This window comes from Rheinheimera sp. (genome assembly GCF_030824435.1).
Taxonomy (GTDB): domain Bacteria; phylum Pseudomonadota; class Gammaproteobacteria; order Enterobacterales; family Alteromonadaceae; genus Pararheinheimera.
The window spans coordinates 38,034-63,164 of the sequence record NZ_JAVBXS010000100.1 but is presented as its reverse complement, the minus strand read 5'-3'; the positions used below and the strand labels follow the sequence as shown (position 1 = coordinate 63,164).

At 48.3% G+C, this 25,131-nt stretch carries 19 protein-coding genes and 1 tRNA gene; 11 read left to right on the top strand and 9 right to left on the bottom strand.

Annotated elements, in window-relative coordinates; genetic code table 11:
* The first annotated feature begins 216 nt into the window (after window positions 1-216).
* Complete coding sequence (locus tag RCH83_RS16700) at window positions 217-2,658, top strand: exonuclease domain-containing protein (RefSeq protein WP_306523920.1); 2,442 nt, start codon at window positions 217-219, stop codon at window positions 2,656-2,658.
* 65 nt (window positions 2,659-2,723) lie between these two features.
* Here the strand turns inward: RCH83_RS16700 and RCH83_RS16695 are convergent, their stop codons facing one another.
* The 4 genes from RCH83_RS16695 to RCH83_RS16680 all read right to left on the bottom strand — a co-directional run bounded on the left by RCH83_RS16695 (window position 2,724) and on the right by RCH83_RS16680 (window position 8,519).
* Window positions 2,724-3,329 (bottom strand): 2OG-Fe(II) oxygenase, encoded by a 606-nt coding sequence (locus RCH83_RS16695; RefSeq protein WP_306523919.1) that lies wholly within the window; start codon window positions 3,327-3,329, stop codon window positions 2,724-2,726.
* Between the two features lie 145 nt (window positions 3,330-3,474).
* A complete protein-coding gene (locus RCH83_RS16690) occupies window positions 3,475-4,086 on the bottom strand; it encodes a TetR/AcrR family transcriptional regulator (protein WP_306523918.1) in 612 nt (203 codons plus the stop codon).
* Between the two features lie 54 nt (window positions 4,087-4,140).
* On the bottom strand, window positions 4,141-7,320 hold the full coding sequence (locus tag RCH83_RS16685) for an efflux RND transporter permease subunit (RefSeq protein WP_306523917.1): 3,180 nt from the start codon (window positions 7,318-7,320) through the stop codon (window positions 4,141-4,143).
* Complete coding sequence (locus RCH83_RS16680; protein WP_306523916.1) at window positions 7,317-8,519, bottom strand: efflux RND transporter periplasmic adaptor subunit; 1,203 nt, start codon at window positions 8,517-8,519, stop codon at window positions 7,317-7,319. The genes RCH83_RS16685 and RCH83_RS16680 overlap by 4 nt, the downstream gene beginning before the upstream one ends.
* Window positions 8,520-8,768: 249 nt before the next feature.
* On the opposite strand from RCH83_RS16680, the gene RCH83_RS16675 reads away from it, so the two are divergent.
* Window positions 8,769-9,656, top strand: a complete 888-nt coding sequence (locus tag RCH83_RS16675) for a transporter substrate-binding domain-containing protein (RefSeq protein WP_306523915.1) — start codon at window positions 8,769-8,771, stop codon at window positions 9,654-9,656.
* Between the two features lie 425 nt (window positions 9,657-10,081).
* Window positions 10,082-11,818, top strand: coding sequence for a hypothetical protein (locus tag RCH83_RS16670; protein WP_306523914.1), 1,737 nt, complete (start codon window positions 10,082-10,084; stop codon window positions 11,816-11,818).
* Window positions 11,819-11,957: 139 nt separating this feature from the next.
* On the opposite strand, the gene RCH83_RS16665 is transcribed toward RCH83_RS16670, so the two are convergent.
* The 5 genes from RCH83_RS16665 to rpsU all read right to left on the bottom strand — a co-directional run bounded on the left by RCH83_RS16665 (window position 11,958) and on the right by rpsU (window position 16,769).
* A tRNA-Ile gene (locus tag RCH83_RS16665) sits at window positions 11,958-12,034 on the bottom strand.
* Between the two features lie 284 nt (window positions 12,035-12,318).
* Window positions 12,319-14,166, bottom strand: coding sequence for an RNA polymerase sigma factor RpoD (rpoD, locus tag RCH83_RS16660; protein ID WP_306523913.1), 1,848 nt, complete (start codon window positions 14,164-14,166; stop codon window positions 12,319-12,321).
* Between the two features lie 103 nt (window positions 14,167-14,269).
* Entirely contained in the window at window positions 14,270-15,997 is a 1,728-nt protein-coding gene (gene dnaG, locus RCH83_RS16655) for a DNA primase (protein ID WP_306523912.1), read from the bottom strand.
* A 97-nt stretch (window positions 15,998-16,094) separates the two neighbouring features.
* The gene (locus RCH83_RS16650) at window positions 16,095-16,538 is read right to left on the bottom strand and encodes a GatB/YqeY domain-containing protein (RefSeq protein ID WP_306523911.1); all 444 of its coding nucleotides are present in this window, start codon (window positions 16,536-16,538) and stop codon (window positions 16,095-16,097) included.
* Window positions 16,539-16,553: 15 nt separating this feature from the next.
* A complete protein-coding gene (gene rpsU / locus RCH83_RS16645; protein ID WP_031567241.1) occupies window positions 16,554-16,769 on the bottom strand; it encodes a 30S ribosomal protein S21 in 216 nt (71 codons plus the stop codon).
* 184 nt (window positions 16,770-16,953) lie between these two features.
* Here rpsU and tsaD point away from each other — a divergent pair, with 184 nt between their 5' ends.
* The 8 genes from tsaD to RCH83_RS16605 all read left to right on the top strand — a co-directional run bounded on the left by tsaD (window position 16,954) and on the right by RCH83_RS16605 (window position 25,100).
* Window positions 16,954-17,967, top strand: coding sequence for a tRNA (adenosine(37)-N6)-threonylcarbamoyltransferase complex transferase subunit TsaD (tsaD, locus tag RCH83_RS16640; RefSeq protein ID WP_306523910.1), 1,014 nt, complete (start codon window positions 16,954-16,956; stop codon window positions 17,965-17,967).
* A 27-nt stretch (window positions 17,968-17,994) separates the two neighbouring features.
* A complete protein-coding gene (locus tag RCH83_RS16635) occupies window positions 17,995-18,582 on the top strand; it encodes an aminodeoxychorismate/anthranilate synthase component II (RefSeq protein WP_306523909.1) in 588 nt (195 codons plus the stop codon).
* Between the two features lie 74 nt (window positions 18,583-18,656).
* Window positions 18,657-19,775 (top strand): HDOD domain-containing protein, encoded by a 1,119-nt coding sequence (locus RCH83_RS16630; RefSeq protein WP_306523908.1) that lies wholly within the window; start codon window positions 18,657-18,659, stop codon window positions 19,773-19,775.
* 310 nt (window positions 19,776-20,085) lie between these two features.
* Window positions 20,086-21,303, top strand: a complete 1,218-nt coding sequence (locus RCH83_RS16625) for an aspartate aminotransferase family protein (RefSeq protein WP_306523907.1) — start codon at window positions 20,086-20,088, stop codon at window positions 21,301-21,303.
* 198 nt (window positions 21,304-21,501) lie between these two features.
* A complete protein-coding gene (gene astA, locus RCH83_RS16620; protein WP_306523906.1) occupies window positions 21,502-22,518 on the top strand; it encodes an arginine N-succinyltransferase in 1,017 nt (338 codons plus the stop codon).
* Between the two features lie 27 nt (window positions 22,519-22,545).
* Window positions 22,546-24,009 carry a succinylglutamate-semialdehyde dehydrogenase gene (astD, locus tag RCH83_RS16615; RefSeq protein WP_306523905.1) on the top strand — a complete coding sequence of 488 codons (1,464 nt, stop codon included), beginning with the start codon at window positions 22,546-22,548 and terminating at the stop codon, window positions 24,007-24,009.
* Window positions 24,010-24,223: 214 nt separating this feature from the next.
* Window positions 24,224-24,574, top strand: a complete 351-nt coding sequence (locus tag RCH83_RS16610) for a DUF3802 family protein (protein ID WP_306523904.1) — start codon at window positions 24,224-24,226, stop codon at window positions 24,572-24,574.
* 82 nt (window positions 24,575-24,656) lie between these two features.
* The gene (locus RCH83_RS16605; protein WP_306523903.1) at window positions 24,657-25,100 is read left to right on the top strand and encodes an OsmC family protein; all 444 of its coding nucleotides are present in this window, start codon (window positions 24,657-24,659) and stop codon (window positions 25,098-25,100) included.
* Window positions 25,101-25,131: the final 31 nt, after the last annotated feature.

Below are 25,131 nucleotides of genomic sequence, written 5' to 3'. Positions count from 1 at the left end.
CCGCACTGAAAAATCCTGAGGCTAAAAAACAAGCCAGAAGCCAGCTTAGCGGTCAAGTTCTGTACAGGGCAAGACTTAATACAAAAGCTGCTGTATCAGAATGTAACAAAAGTCGGTTTTTATCGTTATGCAGCTCTTTTGTGCTGAAGTGCTGTGCAAACATACAGTCTTTGATTAGACTGCAAACAGATGTTGTGTGCCCTGTCGGGAAACTGTATGCCAAAACCAGCCTTGTTATTGCCGCCCGATTATTATCTGAACCATTTTTCCGAGTTATTAACGCAGCTGCAAAACCAGAGTGCAGAGTTATTGTTGCCGCAGCATCAGGCGCTGCTGCAGCGTTTTTATGCTTTGTCGTTGCCGGCCAAAAGGTTATGGCTGCGGATGCTGAACCGCAAAGGGCTGGTGTTTGCACTTGCGGATATTCTGTATGACGAAGTGCCGGATCAGGCCGCTGCAGTGGCAGAGTTGCGCGCCGCCAATCTGGTGGGGCACATTGAACAGCAAGACGAAGTTGCCGATTTTTTGTTACGCGCTGATAAACAGCAGTTATGGCAGCTGATTCGGCAAGCGGACAAAAATGGGGTGTTGCCTGAGCAAAAACTGAAAAAAGCAGCGACCAAAGCCGAATTGTTAGCGCTAATTCAGACAGTTCGTGAATTTGTAGCGCTGGCAGAGCTGATTAACCTGAGTGGGTTATATATCTGCCTGAAAGCCCAGGACGAACTGCAATATTGTTATTTTTTATTTTTTGGCCGTTTTGAAAGCAACCTGAGTGCTTTTACGTTAAGGGATTTAGGTCTTGTTGCTAAACCTGCTTTTAAATCAACATTCAAAGCACGTTTTGCCTCAGTAGACGAAGCCAAAGCGGCTTTTGTCTATGCCAGACTCAAACCGGCATTCGAACAACTACAACTTGACTGGAAAACACAAAACCTCCCGTGGCAGCTACAACAGTTAAAGCTTTGGTGGCAGCGGCAACAACAATGGCCACAGCCTTTGGACGAACGCACTGAACTGTGGCGGGAGCAACTTTATACCCAGCTGGGGCGTTTGGCGGAAAAGCTGCTTACTGCGGTATCGACGCTGAATGCCGCAGATGAACACAACGTTTTTTTGTTGCGTGCTGCAGTGCTGGGCGCTGAGCCAGGGTTGAACCTGAAGCTGTCTGAGTCTGAGTCTGAGTCTGAGTCTGAGTCTGAGCCTGAGCTGGCCTTTAGCGGTTTATGCCAACAGCTGCGCCGGCAAGTCACTGAACTCGCTATTTATTTTTATCAGCAAAGCGCTGGTTATCCGGCATCCGAACGTTTAGTGCGGCTGTATTATGCCGGTCGCAGCGACCCTGCCAAACAACAGGCGCTGGATCAATTGCTGGCGCAAATGCAACAAAACCCCTGTTGTGATGACGAATTCTGGTTTGCCCGTGATTTTGCCAGCCGTAAATTTGGCCGGAAAAAAACTTCAGATTTAACCGATTTATTAAATAGTGCCGGTAGTATTCAGCTGGATGAGTTGTATCTGGGCCAGGCAGAGCGGGGGGCCATGCTGTATTACCAGCAGCAGGGTTATCAGGTATTTTTTGCCGAAAACCAGTTATGGCTGGCGTTATTTACCTTGTTGTTCTGGCAGGAGCTGTTTTTAGCAGAACACAGTGCCATTTATAACGAGTTTGAACTTAAACCCGTTAATTTAACCAGTGGCGGTTTTTATCAGCAGCAACAACAAGCGATAGACCACAAACTGGCGTTGTTCGCCTCGCCAAAGCAGGCATTGCAGTTGTTATTGCAGAACCAGACTTTATATTTTCAAAGCCCCAATGCGCTGTTTAACTGGACGCCAGAGCTTGCTACTGCGTTACCGCTGTTGGTCAAACTGGCGCCGGCTGACGCCCTTGCCACAATGCTGAAACAAATGGCGCTGGATTTTCGCAATCATCGCAGTGGGTACCCGGATTTAATGTTGGTGAAAAATGACCAGCTGATTTTTGTTGAGCTCAAAGCTCAGGGTGATGTGTTGCGTCGTAACCAACTCAGCCGTTTGTTAAGCATGCAGCAACTGGGTTTTATGGTACGGCTGGAAAAAGTGTTGTGGTGGCAAGACCCCAACCGGCTTTATGTGGTGGTGGACGTGGAAACCACAGGTGGACATGGTGAAAACGACCGTATTACTGAAATAGCGTTAATTAAAGTGCAGTGTGGCCAAATCATTGGCGAGTACCAAAGTCTGGTTAATCCGAAACGACATATTCCGTCTTTTATCACAGGCCTGACCGGCATCAGCAACAGTCTGGTGGCGGGCGCCCCCACTTTTAGTGAGCTTGCGACAGACATTATTGAGTTTATCGGTGACAGTATTTTTGTCGCTCATAACGCCGCTTTTGATTATGGTTTTGTCCGCGCTGAGTTACAGCGTTGTGGTCTCACGCTACAAAACCCTAAGTTATGCACTGTGGTGCAAATGCGCCGTTATTATCCAGGGCTGCAATCTTATAGTCTTGGCAATTTATGCCAGCATTTTGCCATACCACTGCATAACCATCACCGTGCTTATGCCGATGCCCGCGCTACTGTGGAGTTATTGTTGCTTATTCAACAAGCACAACAGGGCGCTGCGACGGATCTTGCAAAGCTGGTGTCAGACGCAGTTCTGGCCAGCTGAATTCTTCGTCAGAATAAAGTGTGTAATGCCAGATTGCGCTTGTTATAAGCCCAATAAAGCGGGATTTAATCTTTGCGAAACCAACCGGCGATGCTGTAGCGTAGCGCTTTAGCAGGTAACACCTGATGCGGGAATCTTTCGCTTTCAAACATCACCAATAAACCAGCTTGTGGCAACACCCGTTGTAGCTCGTTGTTGTTTTCATCATAAATCACCAGCTCGCCACCTTCGGCCACAGAGTTTAAATACAGCACTGTGGTCAGCACTCTGTTAGAGCGGCCGCGAAAAGCGTCCAGATGGGTTTGGTAAAAATCGCCAATCTGGTAACGGGCAAAATGGCATTCGTGATGGGTGAGGCCTAAAAAACACTGACGGTTCATTTGTTGTTGCAGCGCCAGCATCAGTGCCAGATAGTGTTGTTGTGCTTCACTGCTAGCATCCAGCCAGGCGGTTTGGTCGCGGCGTATTTCAGTGTTTTGTTGCAGGGCGCCAGCTCTGCCAACACCTGCCGCTGTTAAATCCTGCCGCTTAGAAACTTCGTCCAGCAGTGCCTGACATAACTCTGCCGGAATAGCCTGTGGCAATATTGCCAGACCATGCTGATAAAAATCCGGCATGATGTCGCTGATCCAGTCCTGGCGTGTTGGCCAGTTTAAAGAAATGTGATTCATCAGACACTCCGGTTCAAAAATAACAGCACAGCAAACAAGGCGGTGTTTTTACAAAGTTGCGACCTGCTTGTCAATGTGCCGCAAGAGGTAGCTGCTGCGGCCTGCCGCTGCGCTGAATGTTACCCAGCCGTTGTAGTCAGCAGTTTTAAACAGACAACAACTGCCGAAGCCAGGGTTTCAGTGCCAGCAATAGTTGCTGGCGCGACAACTCCGGGTTTAACACAGCCCGCACCAATAAACCGTTAAACACCGATGAAAGCAGCTCCAGCCGGGCGTCCACTTCAATATCCGGCAGGCTGCGTAAAGTACCTTCAGGCCCGGTTAACAGCGCTTTAATTTGTGCGCGGGCGGCCTGATCGGCATGGCGCAGCAATGCTGCTACTTTGTCGTTACGGGCTGCTTCTGACAACATTTCCAGCTGCAAAGCTGAATAAGCCGGATTCAGGTTTTTTTCCACACCCTGATCAGCACCATTCACCAAAGCGTCCAGTAAATCACCTTCCACTTGGGCAAAAGCGCTTAACATCGAAAACATGTCCGCCATATTCTGCGCCACTATGGCTTCGATAATGGCTTCTTTACTAACAAAATAATTGTAAATATGGCCAGGGCTCATGCCGGCCGTTTTGGAAATTTCCGCCATACCGGCGCCGTGATAACCACGACGACGGAAACAATCGGCGGCTGCCGTTAATACTTGTTGCCTCCTGGCTTCGGCTTGTGCCGGATCCTGATGTTTTTTAGTTTTTGTATTCATCACCACTCCAAAACAAACGGCAGCTGGGGCTGCCGTTGTAAGTTGCCGGGATTATCAGGCTTTGTCGGGGTTTTGCGCCAGCGTTTTTAAGGCTGTTTCTGCAGCTGTCTCTTCAGTTGTCCTTTCAGTTGAAGGAAGCTGCGGGAACACTCTGCCAATCAGCACATAAAACAGTGGTACAAAAAGCACCGCCAGAATAGCGGATGCCAACATACCGCCAATCACGCTGCTGCCCAGTGCATTTTGTGCACCTGAGCCCGCGCTTGATGCAGTCGCCAGCGGCAATACACCAAAAATAAAAGCAAAAGACGTCATTAAAATAGGCCTTAACCGCAAACGCACTGCGGCAATAGCGGCGTCACTTAAAGACATACCTTGTTGCAAAGCGCCTTTGGCAAACTCAACAATTAAAATGGCGTTTTTGGCGGCCAAACCCATAGTGGTTAATAAACCCACCTGGAAATAAATATCGTTGGATAACTTCAGTACCGTTGAGGCGACCAAAGCACCAAAAATACCCAGCGGCACCACGGCCATTACAGCTGCAGGTATCGACCAGCTTTCATATAAAGCGGCCAGACATAAAAACACCACCAATAAACTCAGGGCATATAACATAGGCGCCTGATCGCCGGTCATGCGTTCCTGATACGACATGCCCGTCCATTCAAAACCAACACCGGCCGGCAGTTTGGCCACCAATTCTTCCATCGCCAGCATAGCTTCACCTGTGCTGAAGCCAGGGCCTGCCATGCCCTGAATTTCCATCGACGACATACCGTTATAACGTTCCAGCCTTGGTGAGCCATAACTCCAGTGTGCGCTGGCAAAAGCGGTAAAAGGCACCATCTCATTGTTGTGATTGCGCACATACCACTTGGCTAAATCTTCCGGCACCATACGGGCTTGCGCATCGCCTTGCACAAATACCTTTTTCACCCGGCCTTTATCAATAAAATCATTAACATAACTTGCGCCCCAGCCGGTTTGTACTGTCTGGTTAATATCGGCCTGACTGACACCTAAAGCACCGGCTTTGGCCAAATCAATATCAAGCTTCAGCTCCGGTGTGTCTTCCTGACCATTGGGCCGCACTGCCATCAGGCGTTTGTCTTGTGCTGCCATACCCAATAACTGGTTACGGGCAGCTAGCAAACCTTCATGGCCTAAGTTGGCTCTGTCTTGCAGATGCAGGTTAAAACCATTGGCGGTGCCAAGTTCAACGACTGCTGGCGGCGCAAATGCAAACACCATAGCATCTTTGATTTGGCTAAAAGCGCCCATGGCTTTGCCGCTGACAGCTTTGACTGTGAGGTCGGGGCGCTGGCGTTCGTCCCAGTGTTTTAAATTAACAAAACCAATGGCGGCGTTCTGGCCACGACCGGCAAAACTAAAACCACTGACCGAAAACACCGATTTCACCGCTTCTTTTTGCTCAACCAAAAAGTGTTGTTCCACTTGCTTGACCACTTCCAGTGTACGTTCACTGGTGGCGCCGGCCGGTAACACAATCTGGTTAAATAAAATGCCCTGGTCTTCATCCGGTAAAAAGGCCGAAGGTAAACGTAACATCAGCAGCACCATGCCACCGACAATCAGGCCGTAAACCAATAAATAACGTTTGGGCTGATTGATCATGCGTCTGGCAATAGATTGAGTGCTGTTATTGGTGGCATCAAAACCACGGTTAAAACCGGAGAAAAATTTACCCAGCCAACCGCCACCGCTGTGGCCGGACGGTTTGAGCATAGTGGCGCAAAGTGCCGGTGTTAACACCAGGGCCACCAACACCGACAGCGCCATGGCAGACACCAGCGTGATAGAAAACTGGCGGTAAATGACGCCGGTAGAACCACCAAAAAACGCCATAGGTACAAAAACTGCCGACAGCACCAAGGCAATACCCACCAGAGCGCCGGTAATTTCGTCCATCGATTTACGGGTGGCGTCGCGGGCCGATAAACCTTCTTCGGTCATTACCCGTTCCACGTTTTCCACCACCACTATGGCGTCATCCACCAACAAACCTATCGCCAGCACCATGGCAAACATAGTGAGGGTATTGATGGAATACCCAAAAGCCGATAACACCGCAAAGGTGCCAAGCAACACCACCGGCACGGCGATAGTTGGGATTAACGTCGCGCGAAAGTTCTGTAAAAACAGATACATCACTAAAAACACCAACACTATGGCTTCAATTAAAGTGTGTACCACTTTTTCTATCGAAATTTTGACAAAAGGGGTAGTGTCAAATGGCACCACCGCCTGTAAACCGGCCGGAAAATACGGCTGCATATTGGCGATTGCTGCCTTAACACCATCGGCGGCGTCCAGTGCATTGGCGCCACTGGCGAGTTTTACTCCTAAACCAATGGCCGGTTTGCCGTTATAACGGGCTGACACTTCATAAGTTTCACCACCCAGTTCAATACGGGCGACATCAGCGAGTTTTACCGCAGAGCCATCGGCATTAATACGCAGCAAAATATTGCCAAATTGCTCTGTGCTTTGCAGCCGGCTTTGCGCTGTAACGGAAGCATTGAGTTGCTGGCCTGTTGCTGAAGGTAAACCACCGAGCTGACCGGCCGATACCTGAGCGTTTTGCGCTTGAATAGCGGCGTTAATATCCGCCGGGTTCAGTTTGTAGTTGGCGAGTTTGGCAGGGTCTAACCAGATGCGCATAGCATATTGGGTACCAAACATCTGCACTTCACCCACACCTTCCACCCTGGCGATAATGTCCTGCACATTGGCTGACACATAATCGCCAATGTCGATATTGTTCATGCTGCCATCTTCAGAGACAAAACCCATCACTAACAAGAAATTGCGGGCAGATTTTGCCACCTGCACGCCCTGGCGCTGCACTTCTTGTGGCAATAACGGTGTGGCCAGCGCCAGTTTATTCTGCACCTGCACCTGGGCAATATCGGGGTTAGTGTCAGCGCTGAAAGTCAGGGTTAAAGTGGCAGTGCCACTGGATTCACTGGTGGATGACATATACAACAAGCCATCCAGACCTTTCATTTTTTGCTCAATGACTTGCGTGACACTGTCTTCCAGCGTTTTGGCCGAAGCGCCGGGGTAACTGGCGCTAATGCTGATGGCGGGTGGTGCAATAGAAGGGTATTGCGCTATGGGCAAACCTTTAATGGCGAGCACACCGGCCAGCATAATGACAATGGCAATAACCCAGGCAAAAATGGGCCTGTCGATAAAAAAACGACTCATAACGCGGCTCCGTTGCCTTTGGCTTTATTGCCGGTTGCATTGCCTGCATCAGCGGCTGGCTCAACCTCAAAAGGCACAGCTTTAACCGGGCTACCTGGCCGTACTTTTTGCAAACCTTCAACAATCAGCTGATCGCCGGCGGCTAAACCATCTTCAATCAGCCACTGATCGCCCAAAGTGCGGCTGGCTTTTAATAACCGCAGTTCAGCTTTGCCTTCGTTGTTCACCACCAGTGCAGTTGCTTCACCTTTGGCATTGCGGCTAACACCCCGTTGTGGTGCCAGAATAGCGGCAGTTTTTACGCCACTATTGAGGGTGGCGCGTACATACATGCCAGGTAATAACAGCTGATCCGGGTTGGCAAACTGAGCACGCAGCACCACTGAGCCAGTGCTTTCATCAACACTGACTTCCGAAAATTGCAGCTGACCTTTGTGCTGATACAAACTGCCATCTTCCAGCGTTAAACTCACTTCAGTGCTGGCGGCATTCAGGCTGCCATTTGCCAGCGCTTGTTTCAGTTGCAGCAACTCTTTGCTTGATTGGGTCACTTCAACATACATAGGATCAAGTGCCGTGATAGTGGCCAAAGCTTCTGCCTGACCTGAGCTCACCAATGCGCCGGCAGTCACGGCAGATTTGCCAATACGACCGCTGATAGGCGCCAGCACTTTGCTGTAGGTCAGCTGCAAACTGGCTTGTTCCAGACTGGCTTTGGCGGCCAGCACATCGGCCTCTGCCTGTTGATGCAAAGCGAAAACTTCATCAGCGTCTTGTTGGCTCACCAGTTTACTTTTACGTAAGTCTTGAAAGCGGCTGGCTTTGGCTTTGGCCTGGGTTAAATTGGCTGTTGCTTTGGCAAGCTGGGCTTTGGCGTTGTTCACCGCACTTTGATACTGCGCCGGATCTATCTGATACAAAGTGTCGCCCGCTTTAACTTCACTGCCTTCAGTAAAGTTACGCGACAAAATAATACCGCCAACCTGAGGGCGGATTTGCGCTTTTTGAAATGCAACTGTGCGGCCCGGTAATTCAGTGTTCAGTGTCACTGCCTGAGGTTGCAGTTGTACTACAGCCACTTCCACAGCGGCCGGTGCTGAAGCTGCCTGTTGGGTGGTTGCCGGTTGGCAGGCGCTTAACAACAGCAATGAAATAACAGTGGCCCCCAGGGCAATAACAGGACGTAATGGACGTCGCATGATAAATCTCCAACTTTAGAGTGAACGATCATTCTATGTTTTGTTTGTTGGAAATTCAAGCAGGAAAAATGCCTTTGACCGGTTTGGGCCGGTGGTTTGTCGTTTTAATCTGGGCATGCAAAGGACTTTTCTTTGATGGAAAACAGTGCTTTGTTGTTTTGAGCTCTGGTGCACAACTTTGTTATAGTGTTTGAGGCGCTGCACCCCAAATTCGGGAAGTGCAGGAAAAATCAAGGAAAAGCCAAAGGAATGAGAACCTTGTTATCTGCTGTTGTGCTGTTGTTGATGCTAAGCGGCTTTGCCAGCAAAGCAGCAGAGGCTAAGCCTAATCCGGCCCGTGTGGTGGTTTATGGCAGTCCGTTAATATCTGCCGAACAAACAGCGCAGATGTATCCTTTTAAATTATTAACAGCGGCGCTGAAAGCCAGCGGTGGCAACTATCAATTAAAACCAGCCAACCTTGATATGGTGCAAAGCCGGGTCCTGAAAGAAATTGAACTTGGCAATGTAGATGTGTATTGGAGCATGACGTCCATTGAAAGGGAAAAACAGCTGTTGCCGGTGCGCATTCCGCTGGATAAGGGCCTGAATGGTTGGCGTTTATTGTTGTTAGCAGCAGATCAGGCCGATATTGCTGAAGGTGTTGACAGTTTGAAGGGGCTCAGGCGGCTCAGTTTTTTGCAGGGCCACGACTGGCCAGATACACAAATTCTGCGGTTTAATCAGTTAAAAGTATTAACGGCACCTCATCCGGAGCAGCTGTTTGATATGTTGGCACGCCACAGAGCCAGTGCTTTTCCGCGTTCGGTGATTGAAATTGAGCAGGAGCAGCAAAAAGCCAGAGAGCGTTTTGTGGTTGAACCTGAGTTGGTGATGCATTATCCCTCTGCAGTGTATTTTTTCTTTAATAAAACCGAAAAGCAGCTGGCTGCGGACGTGGAACGCGGGCTGCAGATGTTGCGTAAAAATGGTCAGTTTGAACTGTTATTTCAGCAGCGTTATGGGGATGCAATAAAAAAAGCCCGGCTGGCACAACGCCGGGTTATTGAACTGAAAAACCCGTTATTACCGCCGGAAACCCCGTTGTCGGATAGCAGCCTTTGGTATCAACAACAGCTAAAAATGCCGGCTGATTAAGACAAAACTTCTGAGTCCAGCGCCTTGATGGCGCTTTTTCTTATTTATGTCACCAAAACGCCATAAAAATGTCAGCATCAAAGTGCATGATCAATGCCAGTACAGTGCGCTGTGCCACTTTTGTTGTCCTGGGTTATGTTCCTGTTATTTTGAGCTCCTTTTGGAGCTCTTTTTTTTGCCAATTCACACCTGCTCTCCTGATAGCCCTTGTTGCCAAAATAAACAACCCATAGCAGAAAGGCCGAAGCGGCTGCATCCGGCAGTCTGGCTTGTGGTGCTTGCTGTTTGGTTACGGCTAAATGTGAATATTTGAACTAATAAATGTAAATTAATTGTAATTATCGATTTCTGCGTTATGTTCAGATCACTGCAGGTATAGCTTTGGCTATGCCATGACTGCAGCCCAATACAACAAGGAGGTTGTTATGTTAAATCATGCCAAAATGCTGTTGTTATGTATGTTTTTATGGGTTCCGGCGGTTTTGCTGGCGGCGCCGGCAACACCAGCGGCGCCCAAAGCCAGCTTGCCAGGCCTTTATATAGATTTAACCTGGTCGCAGGTTGCCGGCGCCAGTTATTATCTGGTGGAACCATACCGTGGTGGGGTTCCAACAGGTCAGGTTAATGTTGGCCAAACCAGCTTATATCAGCTGAATGTATTGCCGGGGCAGCAGTATCAGTTTTTACTGAAAGCCTGTGATGCCACAGGCTGTTCTGCTTATTCCGCGGCAAGTAATCTGGTGAATGTACCTTTGGTTCCTGCTAAACCTGCAGCACCCGTTGTCAGTCTGCCCGGCCTGTATCTGGATTTAAAATGGAGCCAGGTAGCGGCAGCCAGTTATTATCTGGTAGAGCCTTATGTGAATACTTTGCCGACCGGCCAGTTGAATGTTGGCAACACAACTTTATATCAACGTAATGTCACTATCGGGCATAGTTATCAGTTTTTGCTGAAGGCCTGTAATACCTCGGGCTGCTCTGCTTATTCAACAGCCAGTAATCTGGTGACAGTGCCACAGCAGCCGGCAAGACCAGCTGCGCCGCTGGCAACTTTAAAAGGTAGTTATCTGGATTTAACCTGGGGAGCTGTGGCAGCTGCCAGTTATTATCTGGTTGAGCCTTATCAAAATGGGACAGCAACAGGTCAACAGAAGCTGGGTAATACCACTTTGTATCGCCATAATGTCGCTGATGGCAGTAGCTACCAGTTTTTAATCAAAGCTTGTAACAGTTCGGGTTGTTCTGCTTATTCGCCAGCCAGTAATGTTGTGACTGTATCTCAGGTGCCGGCCAGACCGGCAGCCCCCTTGGCTAAGCTCGCTGGAACTCAGATAGAACTGAGCTGGCAGGCTGTTAGTTTCAGCAGCTATTACAAAGTCGAGCCTTATGAAGGCGGGGTTGCAACAGGCGAGGTGATTGTTGGTAATGTCACCCGCTACCTTCATGCAACCCGGGCAGGCAGAAAATATCAGTTTTTATTAAAAGCCTGCAATAATGCCGGTTGTTCCGCTTATTCTCCGGCCAGTGTTGTGGTGACAGCTCCGGCTGCAACGGCAATTCCGGCTATACCTGCCACGCCGGTACTTAGTGCCAATATGCTGCAGCTGCAGTTAAGCTGGACTGCGCTTTATGCGGCAAGTTCTTATCAATATGAACTCTTTGAAAACAATATTTCGCTGGGTGTACAAAATGCAGCGGATGTTAGCCTTGTGCAGCGCAGTGGGATAGCTGGCAAAAGTTATCAATTCCGGGTCAAAGCCTGTAATAGCTTTGGTTGTTCGGCATTTTCAGCATTAAGTAACACTCAGCTATTAACTGGCGGCAGTTATCTGGTCAGCACCAGTATTGTGGGATCCGGCACTGTGACGCCTACGGAAGCAAAAGTTATTGCCGGTCAGAAAGCCGTGTTTACCTTCACCGCTGCTCCAGGGGCCACACTGCTTAAAGTGAGTGGTTGTAACGGCATTCAGTCAGGTTCGCAATACACCACGGCAACTATTAGCAATGATTGTCTGATCAGTGCTGAATTTAGTGTGGTGCCGCTCAGCACTGTCATTTACCTGCATACCGATGTGACTGGGTCAGTGATTGCAGAAAGTAATACCAATCCCGTGATAAAACAAACCGATTACAAGCCCTTTGGTGAAAGCAAAGATCAATAATAGTGGCTTCAGAGTGTCGCTGTTTGTGAAATGTTTTTGGGTGTGGCGGCACTTGATGTTTTGTTTTCAGCGTGTAGCAAAAGTCTGCTGACAAATGCAAAAAACTAAAACTGAGGTTAAAACCAGAAGGAGAATAAAATGGTGGCCCCACCTGGACTTGAACCAGGGACCTGCCGATTATGAGTCGGATGCTCTAACCAACTGAGCTATAGGGCCATGTCTGGAAGCAGCTGCGAAAGCGGCATGCAATAAAACGCAGGCAGTATAAGAAGATTTTGTACTCTTGTCACTTGCTGTGATGGGCTTTAGCGTTTCAATTGCTTGTTTTTTAAACGCATTGCTAATTTGTCTTGTACAGAGGAAGTAACATAAGCTTTGTACAGAATTTTCCGGATGACTAGGTTCCTGACTCATCCTGAATTAAAAAAGCGCCCAAAGGCGCTTTTTTAATTTTGCTAGCACCACATTAAGCGGCGATAACAGCGTGCTGGTTATAAAGTTTATTCGTCCAGGAAGCTTTTTAACACTTCTGAACGGGAAGGGTGGCGCAGCTTGCGCAGCGCTTTGGCTTCAATCTGACGAATACGCTCACGCGTTACGTCAAATTGTTTACCCACTTCTTCCAGCGTATGGTCGGTATTCATATCAATACCAAAACGCATGCGCAGAACTTTGGCTTCGCGGGCGGTCAGGCCTGCCAGCACTTCGTTGGTAGCGGCTTTTAAGCTTTCCATCGTCGCTGAATCCAGTGGTGATTCTGAACCACTGTCTTCGATAAAATCGCCCAGATGCGAATCTTCGTCGTCACCAATTGGGGTTTCCATCGAAATTGGCTCTTTGGCGATTTTCAGCACTTTACGAATTTTGTCTTCCGGCATGCCCATACGCTCAGATAATTCTTCCGGCGAAGGTTCACGTCCCATCTCCTGCAGCATTTGCCGTGAAATACGGTTCAGCTTGTTGATGGTTTCAATCATATGCACCGGAATCCGGATGGTGCGTGCCTGGTCGGCGATTGAACGGGTGATGGCCTGACGGATCCACCAGGTGGCGTAAGTTGAAAACTTATAACCACGACGGTATTCAAATTTATCTACAGCTTTCATCAAACCGATGTTGCCTTCCTGAATCAAATCAAGGAATTGCAAACCACGATTGGTGTATTTTTTCGCAATAGAAATAACCAGACGTAAGTTGGCTTCCACCATCTCTTTTTTCGCACGGCGGGCTTTGGCTTCGCCAATCGACATGCGACGGTTAATATCTTTGATTTTGAAAATGGACAAGCCAGTTTCTTCTTCAATTTTGCGTAATTTGTCGGTTGAACGCACCAGCTCTTCGCGCATATCAGCCAGTTTTGGCGAATATGGTTTGTTGCCGGCAATTTCTGCGTCAATCCAGGCGCTGCTGTTTTCGTTACCGGTAAATGCTTTTAAGAAGTTTTTCTTAGGCATTTTGGCGTATTCAACACAGTGCTTCATCACAATACGTTCCTGGACGCGCACGCGGTCCATCATTTCACGCATGTTTTTGACCAGACGATCAAATTGTTTTGGCACTAAGCGGAAACAACGAAAAACTTCAGACAGTTTTTCAATTTCAGCTTTGGTGGTCGCGTGTTCGCGGCCATTCTGGGTAATTGAATTACGGGTCACTTCGTATTGAGTACGCAGTTCACCAAATTTAATTTTGGCAAGTTCAGGATCCGGACCAGTGTCCGCTTCTTCTTCACCGTCTTCTTCTTCGTCGTCGCCGGTTAAATCGGCGTCTTCATCAGCCAGCTCTTCTTCCGGAACGTCAGAACCGATATGCGTGGCTGTTGGTGCCATGTCGTCTACTTCGTTTGGATCAACAAAAGCAGAAACGATGTCACTTAAACGAATTTCTTCGGCTTCGAATTTATCCCACTGTTCCAGCAGGTAAGTGATGGCTTCCGGGTATTCAGCCACTGAAGTCTGAACCTGGTTAATGCCTTCTTCGATACGCTTGGCGATGTCAATTTCGCCTTCACGGGTGAGCAGCTCTACTGTACCCATTTCGCGCATATACATCCGGACCGGATCTGTAGTGCGGCCCAGTTCTTTGTCGACGCTAACCAGTGCTTGTGCAGCTTCTTCCGCGGCGTCTTCATCCGGCGCAGCATCAGACATAATTAAATCGTCAGCATCAGGTGCGGTTTCAAACACCTGAATACCCATGTCGTTAATCATGCGGATAATATCTTCGATCTGATCAGAGTCGATGATATCTTGTGGAAGGTGATCGTTTACTTCGGCAAAAGTTAAATAACCTTGCTCTTTACCTTTTAAGATAAGGAGTTTTAATTGCGACTGAGGATTATGCTCCATAGAGGCTGTTCTTCCACCCAAATATAGTTAAATTTCAAAAATGCGAATAAACGATTATAACAAAGCGCGGCTTTTCTAGCCAGCTAAGAGCGCTCATCCGCAGTTATTTGCTCTTAAAAGCTTTTAACAGCATCACGTATTCGTGTTTTTCGGCCACCGTTAATTTGCTTAATTGGTCCTTGCGTTGTAATGATTCAAGGCGCTGTTGCAAATATTGATCTTCGATAGAACGAAACGTATCTAAAAACTCCTGGGTTAACTGCTCTTCGGCAACCTGATGGTCCCAAAGTGCAAGTTTGCTCAGAATGTTGTACTCAGGTAACTCACGCCAGTATTCCAGCAGCTGAGCTGTGGTTAACTGGGGTTTTTCCAATAAATGTTGTTGGATTGCCATTAACAAAGGCATTCCCGGCATATTCGCCTGCGCCAGTTCGGGCGCCACCGGCATCACTTGTGCAAGCGACGGGTACTGCAATAACAAAGCGATAGCACGACGCATTGGTGTAATTTTGGTGCTTTGTACCACTGCCGCTGTTTTGCGGTTTTTACCGGCACTTATTTGTTGATCCGGACGTTTTCGGCCAACCAGATTGGCTAAACGCTCCAGCAGGCTGTCACGGTAAAATTCACTGGGGATCAGCGCTATCATCTCATTGGCTTTAGCCCAAAGGGCTGATTTACCAGCATCGCTGTTGACGTCCAGCTCCTGCAATAAATGCTCAAACAGGTAATTGCTCAATGGCATAGCGTCGCTAAGCCTGGCCAAAAAGGCATCTTTGCCTTCTTTTTGCACTAAAGTGTCCGGGTCTTCGCCATCGGGTAAAAATACAAAATTCAGTTCCACGCCGTCTTTTAAATTCGGCAAGGCACTTTGTAACGCACGCCATGCGGCGTCACGGCCTGCTCTGTCACCGTCATAACAACAAATCACTTTGCCGCAGAATCTGAACATGGTTTGCATATGTTCAGAAGTGGTGGCTGTGCCAAGACAAGCAACCGCAAAATGGATGCCGTGTTCAGAAAGCGCCACCACATCCATATAACCTTCAACCACCAGCAATTGTTCAAGCCGGTCCTGATTTTGTCTGGCTTCATACAAACCATAAAGTTCACGGCCTTTGTGAAACAACCGGGTTTCCGGTGAGTTCAGATATTTGGGGGTGCCGTCACCCAATACCCGGCCGCCAAAAGCAATGACCCTGCCGCGTTTGTCGCGGATAGGGAACATAATACGGTCACGGAAAAAATCATATTCGCGGCCGTTTTCATTGCGGTTGGTCAGTTTCAGCTCAAACAACTGATCGCGGTTGGTTTTACCCTGGCCCAGTTGTTTTAATAATAAATCCCAGCTTTCAGGTGCATAACCAATACCGTATTTGTTGACGGTCTCTGCTGATAAACCACGTTTGGCAACATAAGCAGCGGCTTGTGGATGCAGTTTTAGTTGCTGCTGGTAAATCTGTGTTGCTTTTTGCATCTGGCTGTAATCGTCAGCGCTGCCCTGCACATAGGTTTTGCCTTTGTGACCTGCTTCACGCGGTACTTCCAGATGATGTATTTTTGCAAGCTCTTCAATAGCTTCAACAAATTCGAGCTGTTCAAAGGCCATCATAAAACTGATGGCATTGCCGTGGGCGCCGCAACCAAAACAGTGATAAAACTGTTTGTCGGCACTCACCGTAAAAGAAGGTGATTTTTCACTATGGAAAGGGCAACAAGCGGTATAATTTTTACCGGCTTTTTTTAACGGCACCCGTAAATCTATTAATTCAACAATGTCGGTTCTTGCCAACAAATCGTCGATAAAGGGCCTTGGGATTTGTCCTGCCACCTTTTTCCTTTTGCTTAAAATGCTCATTTCAGAAAAAGACAAACCGTGCGCTAGGCACGGTGTGCAGTTTAACAGCGGTTACCGTTGTTTCAGGCGGTTAGTTCAGCTTGCTTTTAACCAAACCGCTCAAAGCGCCCATATCGGTGCGACCCTGAACCTGAGGTTTCAGCCATGCCATCACTTTGGCCATGTCTTGCATTGAGCTGGCTCCTGTCGCGGCCACTGCCTGCGTCAGTAAATCATTCAGCTCAGCCTGAGATAAGGCTTGCGGTAAAAACTGCTCAATAATCGCAATTTCAGCTAGCTCTGTTTCAGCAAGATCAGGTCTGCCACCGGCAGTATATTGAGTTGCTGATTCTTTGCGTTGTTTTGACATTTTAGTCAGAACTGCAAGAACGTTGGCATCATCAGGAATCATCTGTAAGTCGATCTGGCGTTGTTTAACTTCAGCCAGTGCCATACGGATAGTATTCAGACGCAATTTGTCTTTGGCACGCATTGCGTCTTTTTGTGCTTCCTGAAGTTGCTCTAACAGAGCCATCTGAGGAGTCCGATCTTAATAAAGCTTGATGCGACGTGCGTTTTCGCGAGAAAGCTTTTTCATGTGGCGCTTAACAGCAGCAGCTTTCTTACGTTTACGAACCCAAGTTGGCTTCTCGAAAAATTCTTTGGCGCGTACGTCAGCTAATACACCAGCTTTTTCGCAAGAACGTTTGAAACGACGTAAAGCAACGTCAAATGGTTCGTTTTCTTTTACTTTCACTACAGGCATTAAAATCTCACCTCGGTTTATCTGGATACCGCGTTCTGGTCAGCGGCTAACCAATACGTTTAAATTTGGTGCGGCATTTTACTCAAAAGCCTGACCCAAAGTAAAGCAAATATATGCTTTGCTGGCTCTGTCTGCCAGATCCCGTTACAATCCGCGGCTTCGAGATGATTAATGGGGCAAAAAAATGCGGGTTCTTGGGATTGAAACTTCCTGTGACGAGACAGCTATTGCGGTTTATGACGGCGAAAAAGGCTTATTAAGTCATGTTTTGTACAGTCAGATTGAACTGCATGCGCAATATGGTGGTGTGGTGCCGGAACTGGCATCAAGGGACCATATCCGTAAAACTTTGCCCCTGATCCAACAAGCGCTGAATGAAGCCAATTGTACCGCAGACAGCATTGACGCTGTTGCTTATACAGCCGGCCCTGGCCTTGCCGGCGCTTTATTGGTTGGCGCTGCTATTGGCCGCAGTCTGGCTTTTGCCTGGGGTAAACCTGCACTTGCAGTGCATCATATGGAAGGGCATTTATTAGCGCCTATGCTGGAAGCCAATCCGCCGGCTTTTCCTTTTATTGCCTTGTTGGTTTCTGGTGGCCATACCCAGTTGGTGAAAGTGGATGGCATTGGTTTGTATGAGCTACTGGGTGAGTCTGTTGATGACGCTGCAGGCGAAGCCTTTGATAAAACAGCCAAATTGATGGGGCTGGATTATCCGGGTGGCCCTTTACTTGCCAAACTTGCCCTGCAGGGGGATGGCGCTAAATACAAGTTCCCACGCCCTATGACCGACAGACCAGGTCTTGATTTTAGTTTTAGCGGTTTAAAAACCGCAGCGGCCAATGTGATTGCCAGCGAAGGCAATAGTCCGGCAGTGCAGGCTGATATCGCAGCTTCATTTCAGCAGGCCGTTGTTGATACTTTAGTGTTCAAATGTCGCCGTGCTTTAAAAGAAACCGGCCTGAAACGACTGGTGGTGGCTGGCGGCGTCAGTGCCAATCAGTCGCTGCGTGAACAGCTGGAGCAGCTGTTAAAAAGCCTGAAAGGTGAAGTGTATTATCCGCGAAAAGAATTCTGCACCGACAACGGCGCCATGATTGCTTATGCCGGTTATCAGCGTCTTGCAGCGGGTCAACAACAGGATTTAACCATAGGCGTCACACCACGCTGGCCTATGACACAACTGCCGCCGCTTTAATACTGCTATGCGCTGAAGGTTTATTGCATGTTATTGATGATCGACAATTACGACTCTTTTACCTACAACCTGGTGCAATATTTTGCTGAGCTGGGGCAGGACGTTGTGGTGCGGCGTAATGACGATATTTCGCTGGCTGAAATAACCACTCTGGCACCTGAGTTTTTGGTGATTTCACCAGGCCCTTGTACACCCAACGAAGCCGGCATTTCGCTTGAGGCGATTCAACATTTTGCCGGTAAAATTCCAATATTAGGGGTTTGTTTGGGTCATCAGGCCATAGCTCAGGCTTTTGGGGCCAGGGTGGTGCGTGCCAGAGAAGTGATGCATGGTAAAAACTCTTTGATTCAACACAATAATTTGTCGGTGTTCCAGGGTTTAAATAACCCTTTGAGTGTGACCCGTTATCATTCTTTGGTGGTTGCCGCTGATACCTTATCCGATGATTTTGTGGTTACAGCCTGGACCCAAACTGCCGAAGGTCAAATGGATGAAATTATGGGTATGATGCACCTTAGTTTACCGCTGCATTCAGTGCAGTTTCACCCTGAAGCTATTTTGACAGAACAAGGACACCAGCTTTTGGCGAATTTTTTAGCAATAACCCGCCGCTAAACGACTCTTTGTTGACAGCCCTCCGACCGGATTGCACACTGGCCTGTTATTTGATTTTGGAAGCCTGAAACAGCATGTCTATTGCAGTAGTGTTACAACAGCGTTTTTTTGATTGCATTCTTGAAGTGAACCCTGAGCAAACCCGTTTTGGTGTAAAGCGCGGCCAACAACAAGTTGCCGGGGCCCAGGATAAACGCACTTTGCTGGCAGTAGAGCAGCAGGCTATGCAAAGCCGGCAAGCCGGTGTTGTGGCCAAACAACAATTTCTGGAATTTACTCAGGCGCATTTGCATGATCAGGTGGCAGAAGAGCTGTTTTTAAAACTCAGCAAGTTCGAAACAGTGGCAAGCACTGTCTTTAATCTGGCAGATGGTTTCCCTGCGGTGCTGGATGCGCTCAGCGCCAAAGCGGTCACCCTCAGTCAGCTGGAAGCCTTGATCAATCCTGTTGAATGGCTAAAAGAAGATTTACTGAAGCTGGCCAATCAGCCGCAATACCGCAAAAAGGTGGCCACTTCTTTTGTCAAAGAGCTGAAAGTAGCGTTAGGCATGTTTGGTATTGAAAGCCTGAAACAAATTATTCCGCTTTTTGCATTGAAACGTTGCCTGCCGCATTCTACCGATCCTTTTACCCGCTTTAAAAGTAATATCTGGGAATACAGCATGGCGGTTGCTATGGCAGCCAAACGACTGGCGGAAGAAAGTGGTGATAATGCTTTTGTCGCCTTTTGCACTGGGTTATTTCAGAGTCTGGGTTATTTAGTAGTCACCCGCACTTACCTGCGTACTTATACTCAGGTAAAACAGGATGCATTGCTCAAAGCCAGACATGAACGTGATACCGAGCTGACTGACGCTCTGGACAGCTTGAGTGCTGACGCCAGTTTCCTTACCAGTTGTTTTACCGAGTTTGCAGCTTTTATCAGTGCTGATTTAGTGTCGAAGTGGCAGTTAAAAAGGATGCCGCTGGGGCAAACTTTGGACCAACTGGCCGAAGGTGTTGGTTTTCAGGGCGCCGGGCCTTTGGCCAAATTACTGCAACAGGCTGATTATTTTGCTCAGGCACAATGGTTACGCCGGACCCGGCAGTTGTCTGAAGCTGAAGACTTATTGTGGCGTCAGGAAGTGCAATTACGGCCGGATTATCTGGAAATATTAAAAAATACCCGACTGGATAAGCTCAGTATTGAATAAAACCGAATTTTTTTTACCATATTCATGCAGCAGCAAGCGGGCCGTTTTAAGGCAAGCTTGCCTGTTGCATGCTAACAAGGCTGGAGCACCCAGCCAGATCCAAGCTTCTGCTTAGTTATTCATCTGAACTGCAAATCTATCTGCAGCCCTTGATTTTCTTGGGTTTTAGCCATTTTCACTCAAGACTTTCAATTTTTAATCTGCAATAATAAATGTCAATCTGAACAAAAAAACAGCGGCTGATATGGCCTTTGCTGTTGCAGTGCCGGGCCTGTGGCGCCCGGCCAGAACCCACGCCCAGGAGAAGATAATGTCTGAAACATTTGCAGTGACCCGTGCCTTATTTGATGAAGTAATGGTGCCAAACTATGCCCCAGCCAACCTGATCCCGGTGCGTGGTCTGGGTTCACGCGTGTGGGATCAACAAGACAAAGAGTATGTTGATTTTGCCGGTGGTATAGCGGTGAATTGTTTAGGCCATTGCCATCCGGCTTTGGTCAATGCACTCACTACTCAGGCCAATAAACTCTGGCATTTAAGCAATGTGATGACCAACGAGCCAGCGCTGCGTCTGGCAAAAAAACTGGTCGACAGCACCTTTGCTGAAAAAGTGTATTTTGCCAACTCTGGTGCTGAAGCGAACGAAGGTGCATTAAAACTGGCACGCCGCTGGGCTTTAGATCTGCATGGCGAGCAAAAACAAGACATTATTTCTTTTGGTAAAAGTTTCCACGGCCGTACTTTTTTTACTGTGACAGTGGGCGGCCAGGCTGCTTATTCTGACGGTTTTGGTCCTAAGCCAGGTGCTGTTTACCATGCCGAATACAATAATCTGGACAGCTTAAAAGCGCTGATTTCAGACAATACCTGCGCCGTGATCATGGAGCCTATCCAGGGTGAAGGCGGTATTATTCCGGCAACTGCGGAATTTATTCAAGGTGTGCGCGAGCTTTGTGACAAACACAATGCACTGCTGATTTTTGATGAGGTACAAACCGGGGTGGGCCGCACCGGTCATTTATACGCTTATATGCAATATGGCGTCACACCCGACATTCTGACCAGCGCCAAGTCGCTTGGTGGTGGTTTCCCTATCGGCGCTATGCTGACCACCACTGCTATTGCCGCCCATTTAAAAGTAGGCACCCACGGTTCTACTTATGGCGGTAACCCGCTGGCTTGTGCTGTAGCTGAAGCTGCACTTGATACCATCAATACACCCCAGGTGTTGGCTGCAGTTGTAGCCAAAGAAGCGCTGTTTCGCGCTGAGCTTTCGCGTATTAACGCCAAATATGACGTATTTAGCGAAGTGCGCGGCCAGGGCATGTTATTGGGGGCAGCACTGAGTGAAAAGTTTAAAGGCCGCTCGCGTGATTTCCTGCTGGCGAGCGCCGAACAAGGTTTATTTGTGCTGATGGCCGGTTATGACGTGGTGCGTTTTGCACCAAGTCTGGTGATCCCGGATGCCGACATTATTGAAGGTATGGCACGTTTTGAACGGGCTGTTGCCAAAGTAGTACAAGGTTAAGACACAGTTGTGCCTGTATCTGGCAGGCACTAATGTGTTGTCCGGGCTTAGCAAAATAGCGAAACCCTGAGCTGCAGTAACAGCAGGTCAAAATAAAAAAGAAGCAGCTGTGGCATTCGCCATCAGGCAACACAGCGTACATAAAGCAAAAAAACTGGCAGGCGTGAAGCACCTGCCACCCAATTGGAGTAAGCGACGATGATGATTATTCGCCCAATCCGCGCCGCTGATTATCCTGCCCTCTATGAGATGGCAGTGGAGTCCGGCCACGGTTTTACCTCTTTGCCTGTCAATGATGAGCTGTTACAACGCAAAATTAACCGCTCTGAAAGTTCATTTGCCAAAGAAATCAGCAAACCAGGAGATGAAGGTTATTTGTTTGTGCTGGAAGACACTGAAACCGGCCATATCTGCGGTACCAGTGCGATAGAAGCCGCTGTTGGCCTGGATGATGCGTTTTACCATTATCATCTGGGTAAGGTGGTGCATACCTCCAGAGCGCTGGGTGTTTACAACACTGTTGATATTCTGACGCTTTGTAATGACTACACAGGCGCTACTGAACTTTGCACTTTGTTCCTTCGGGAAAACCGCCGTTTAAAACACAATGGCAAGTTGTTGTCGCGGTTTCGCTTTTTGTTTATGGCGGAATTTCGTCAGCGTTTTGCCGACCGTGTTATTGCCGAAATGCGTGGTGTGTCAGACGAAAAAGGTAATTCGCCATTCTGGCAATGGCTGGAAGAGCACTTTTTTTCAGTGGACTTTCCAACCGCAGATTACCTGACCGGCATAGGCCAAAAAGTGTTTATTGCCGAACTGATGCCCAAATACCCCATCTATGTCAGTTTGCTCAGTAAAAGTGCTCAGGCTGTGATTGGTCAGGTGCATGAAAAAACCAAACCAGCTTTAGCTTTATTGCATTCCGAAGGTTTTTCCACCACAGGTTATGTTGATATTTTTGACGCTGGTCCAACAGTGGAAGCCAAGCTCGAGCATATCCGCACTGCGCGCAATAGCCGTCGTTTGCAGGTGCGGGTGAAAGATGTCAGCGGTGGTCAGCCTTATCTGATTTGTAATACCGACCGGATGAATTTCCGCGCTGGCTGGGCACATTTGCATGTGAATGAAACCAGTGAAGAAGTGAATTTGCCACTGGATATTGCCGAAGGCTTACAGGTTCAGGACGGCGATTGGGTGCGGTTAGCCCGGTTATAAGCGCAAGTAACAATTGGAATTTTCAGCATGACAACTCATTTTATCAACGGCCAGTGGCAACAGGGCCAGGGTCAGCTTTTTGTCTCTTTGGATCCTGCAAAAAACCAGCAAATCTGGCAAGGCCAGGCCGCAACAGAAGTTCAGGTAGACGCGGCTTTTCAGGCGGCACGTGCGGCTTTTGAGCCCTGGGCCGATTTATCTTTTGCACAGCGCTGCGAAGTAGTGAAAAACTTTGCCGCCAAACTCACAGAGCACAAAGAAGCATTGGCTTTCACTATTGCCGAAGAAACCGGCAAACCTTTGTGGGAAACCCGCACTGAAGTAGCTGCCATGATTGGCAAAATTGATATTTCCATCCGCGCTTATCAGGAGCGCACCGGAGAAAAAGAAAACCCGATGCCACAAGGCCGGGCTTTTATCCGGCATAAACCGCATGGTGTTGTTGCGGTGTTTGGCCCTTATAATTTCCCGGGGCACTTACCCAATGGTCATATAGTGCCGGCTTTGCTGGCGGGTAACACTGTGGTGTTTAAACCTAGTGAAATGACGCCAAAAGTAGCCGAAGCCACAGTGAAGTTATGGCAAGAAGCGGGTTTACCAGCCGGTGTATTAAATTTACTGCAAGGTGAAGTGGCAACAGGTAAAGCAGTTGCCGCACATCAGGAGTTGGATGGTTTGTTTTTTACCGGCAGTTCACGCACCGGTCATTTTTTGCATCAACAATTTTCCGGCCGGCCGGATAAAATTCTGGCTTTGGAAATGGGCGGCAATAACCCACTGATAGTGCAGGATGTTGCCGATATAGACGCCGCTGTTCATGACATTATTCAGTCGGCTTTTATCTCTGCCGGTCAGCGTTGTACCTGTGCCCGCCGTTTGTATTTGCCAACAGGCGCACAAGGCGACGCTGTTCTGGCGCGTTTGCTGGAAGTCACTGCCAATCTTAAGGTTGGTTTATATGATGATGAAAATCAGCCATTTATCGGCGCTATGATCTCCAACAAAGTAGCGCTTGGCATGCTGGCAGTGGAAAAACAGCTGGTGGAGCTTGGTGCTAAAGTGTTGTTACCTATGCAGTTATTGGCGGAAGGCACCGGTTTGTTAACACCTGGCATTATCGAATGCACAACGGCTGCTGCTTTGCCGGATGAAGAGCATTTTGGGCCACTGCTGAAAGTGTTCAGATTCAGTGACTTCGACGACGCCATTCGTCAGGCGAACAACACCAGCTTTGGTTTGTCGGCTGGATTGCTTTCAGATAACCAAGCTTTATATCAGCGTTTTTTCCGCCGTATCAGGGCCGGTATTGTCAACTGGAACCGGCCTATCACAGGCGCCAGTTCAGCGGCGCCTTTTGGTGGTATAGGTGGCAGTGGCAATCACAGAGCCAGCGCTTATTATGCGGCTGATTATTGTGCTTATCCGGTGGCTTCAGTCGAAATGGCCAGTTTGGAAATGCCAGCACAGTTATCACCTGGGCTGAAGTTTTAACCATCAGAGACCAGATGCAGCAGAGCAGGGGCAGTGAATGCCCCTTTATTTTTTGTGTTGTGGCGGATGGATCTGTTGTTGCAGCGTGCAACCAGAACCCCGGCCGATCCCTGACGAAGCCAATAAAAATATTTTCGTTCAGTGCTTTACGCTGCTTCGCGTTCTGTGGCAGATTTGACTACTCTTTCCATACTTCGGTTTTTTGGTTTTTACCATGGTCACAGACAAACCCGGTTATGAACACCTGATCCAGTTTTTAACTGAGCATTTAGCCTTGTTCGAACAGGCTGGTACTGCCACGGCAGACGGCAAAACCCTGGGTGTGATTATTGAAGAAAGTATTGCCGAACAAATTATTCAGCTTTGCACTCAGCACACTGAGCTTGAAACCATTCACCGTAGCCAGATTATCCGCGAAGTTGACGGTATTATGTACGACTTCCAGGAAGTGCTTGCGTCTGTGCTTAACAGGCCTGCCACTGAAGAACAGATTGAATTAATTAATGAAGTTGCGCTGCTGATTAAAAACCTGTTTGACACCGCTATTGCCCACCTGATGGATTAATCCGGTAAATCGACCTGCATTGGCTGGCTTGCCCGGCGCATTTTTCGTAGAATAACTGCCTGATTTTTGATGGAGCAACAAAATGGCAGGCGATAACCAATTACAAGCAACAGTCAGTTGGGCGGGCGACAGTAATTTTATAGGTCGTTCCGGCACTGGTCATGCAGTGGTGTTTGATTCCAATAAAGATTCCGGCGTAGCACCCACTCCAATGGAAATGTTGTTAATGTCGGCTGGCGCCTGTTCGTCGGTGGATGTGGTCAGCATTTTGCAAAAAGCCAAACAACAGGTCACCAATTGCCGTGTGGTACTCACAGGCGAGCGGGTTGACACTATTCCGCGGGTATTTAGCAAAATTCACCTGCATTTTGAAGTCACAGGTTTTGATGTCAGCGAAAAACACGTGGAACGTGCCGTAAACCTGTCGGCTGAAAAATACTGCTCAGTGTCTATTATGCTGCAGCAGGCTATGGAAGTGACCCATTCGTTTAGCGTACATCCTTCTGAAGTTCAGCCACAAAGCTGAAGAAAGTTTGTTTACACTATACTGCTGGTGT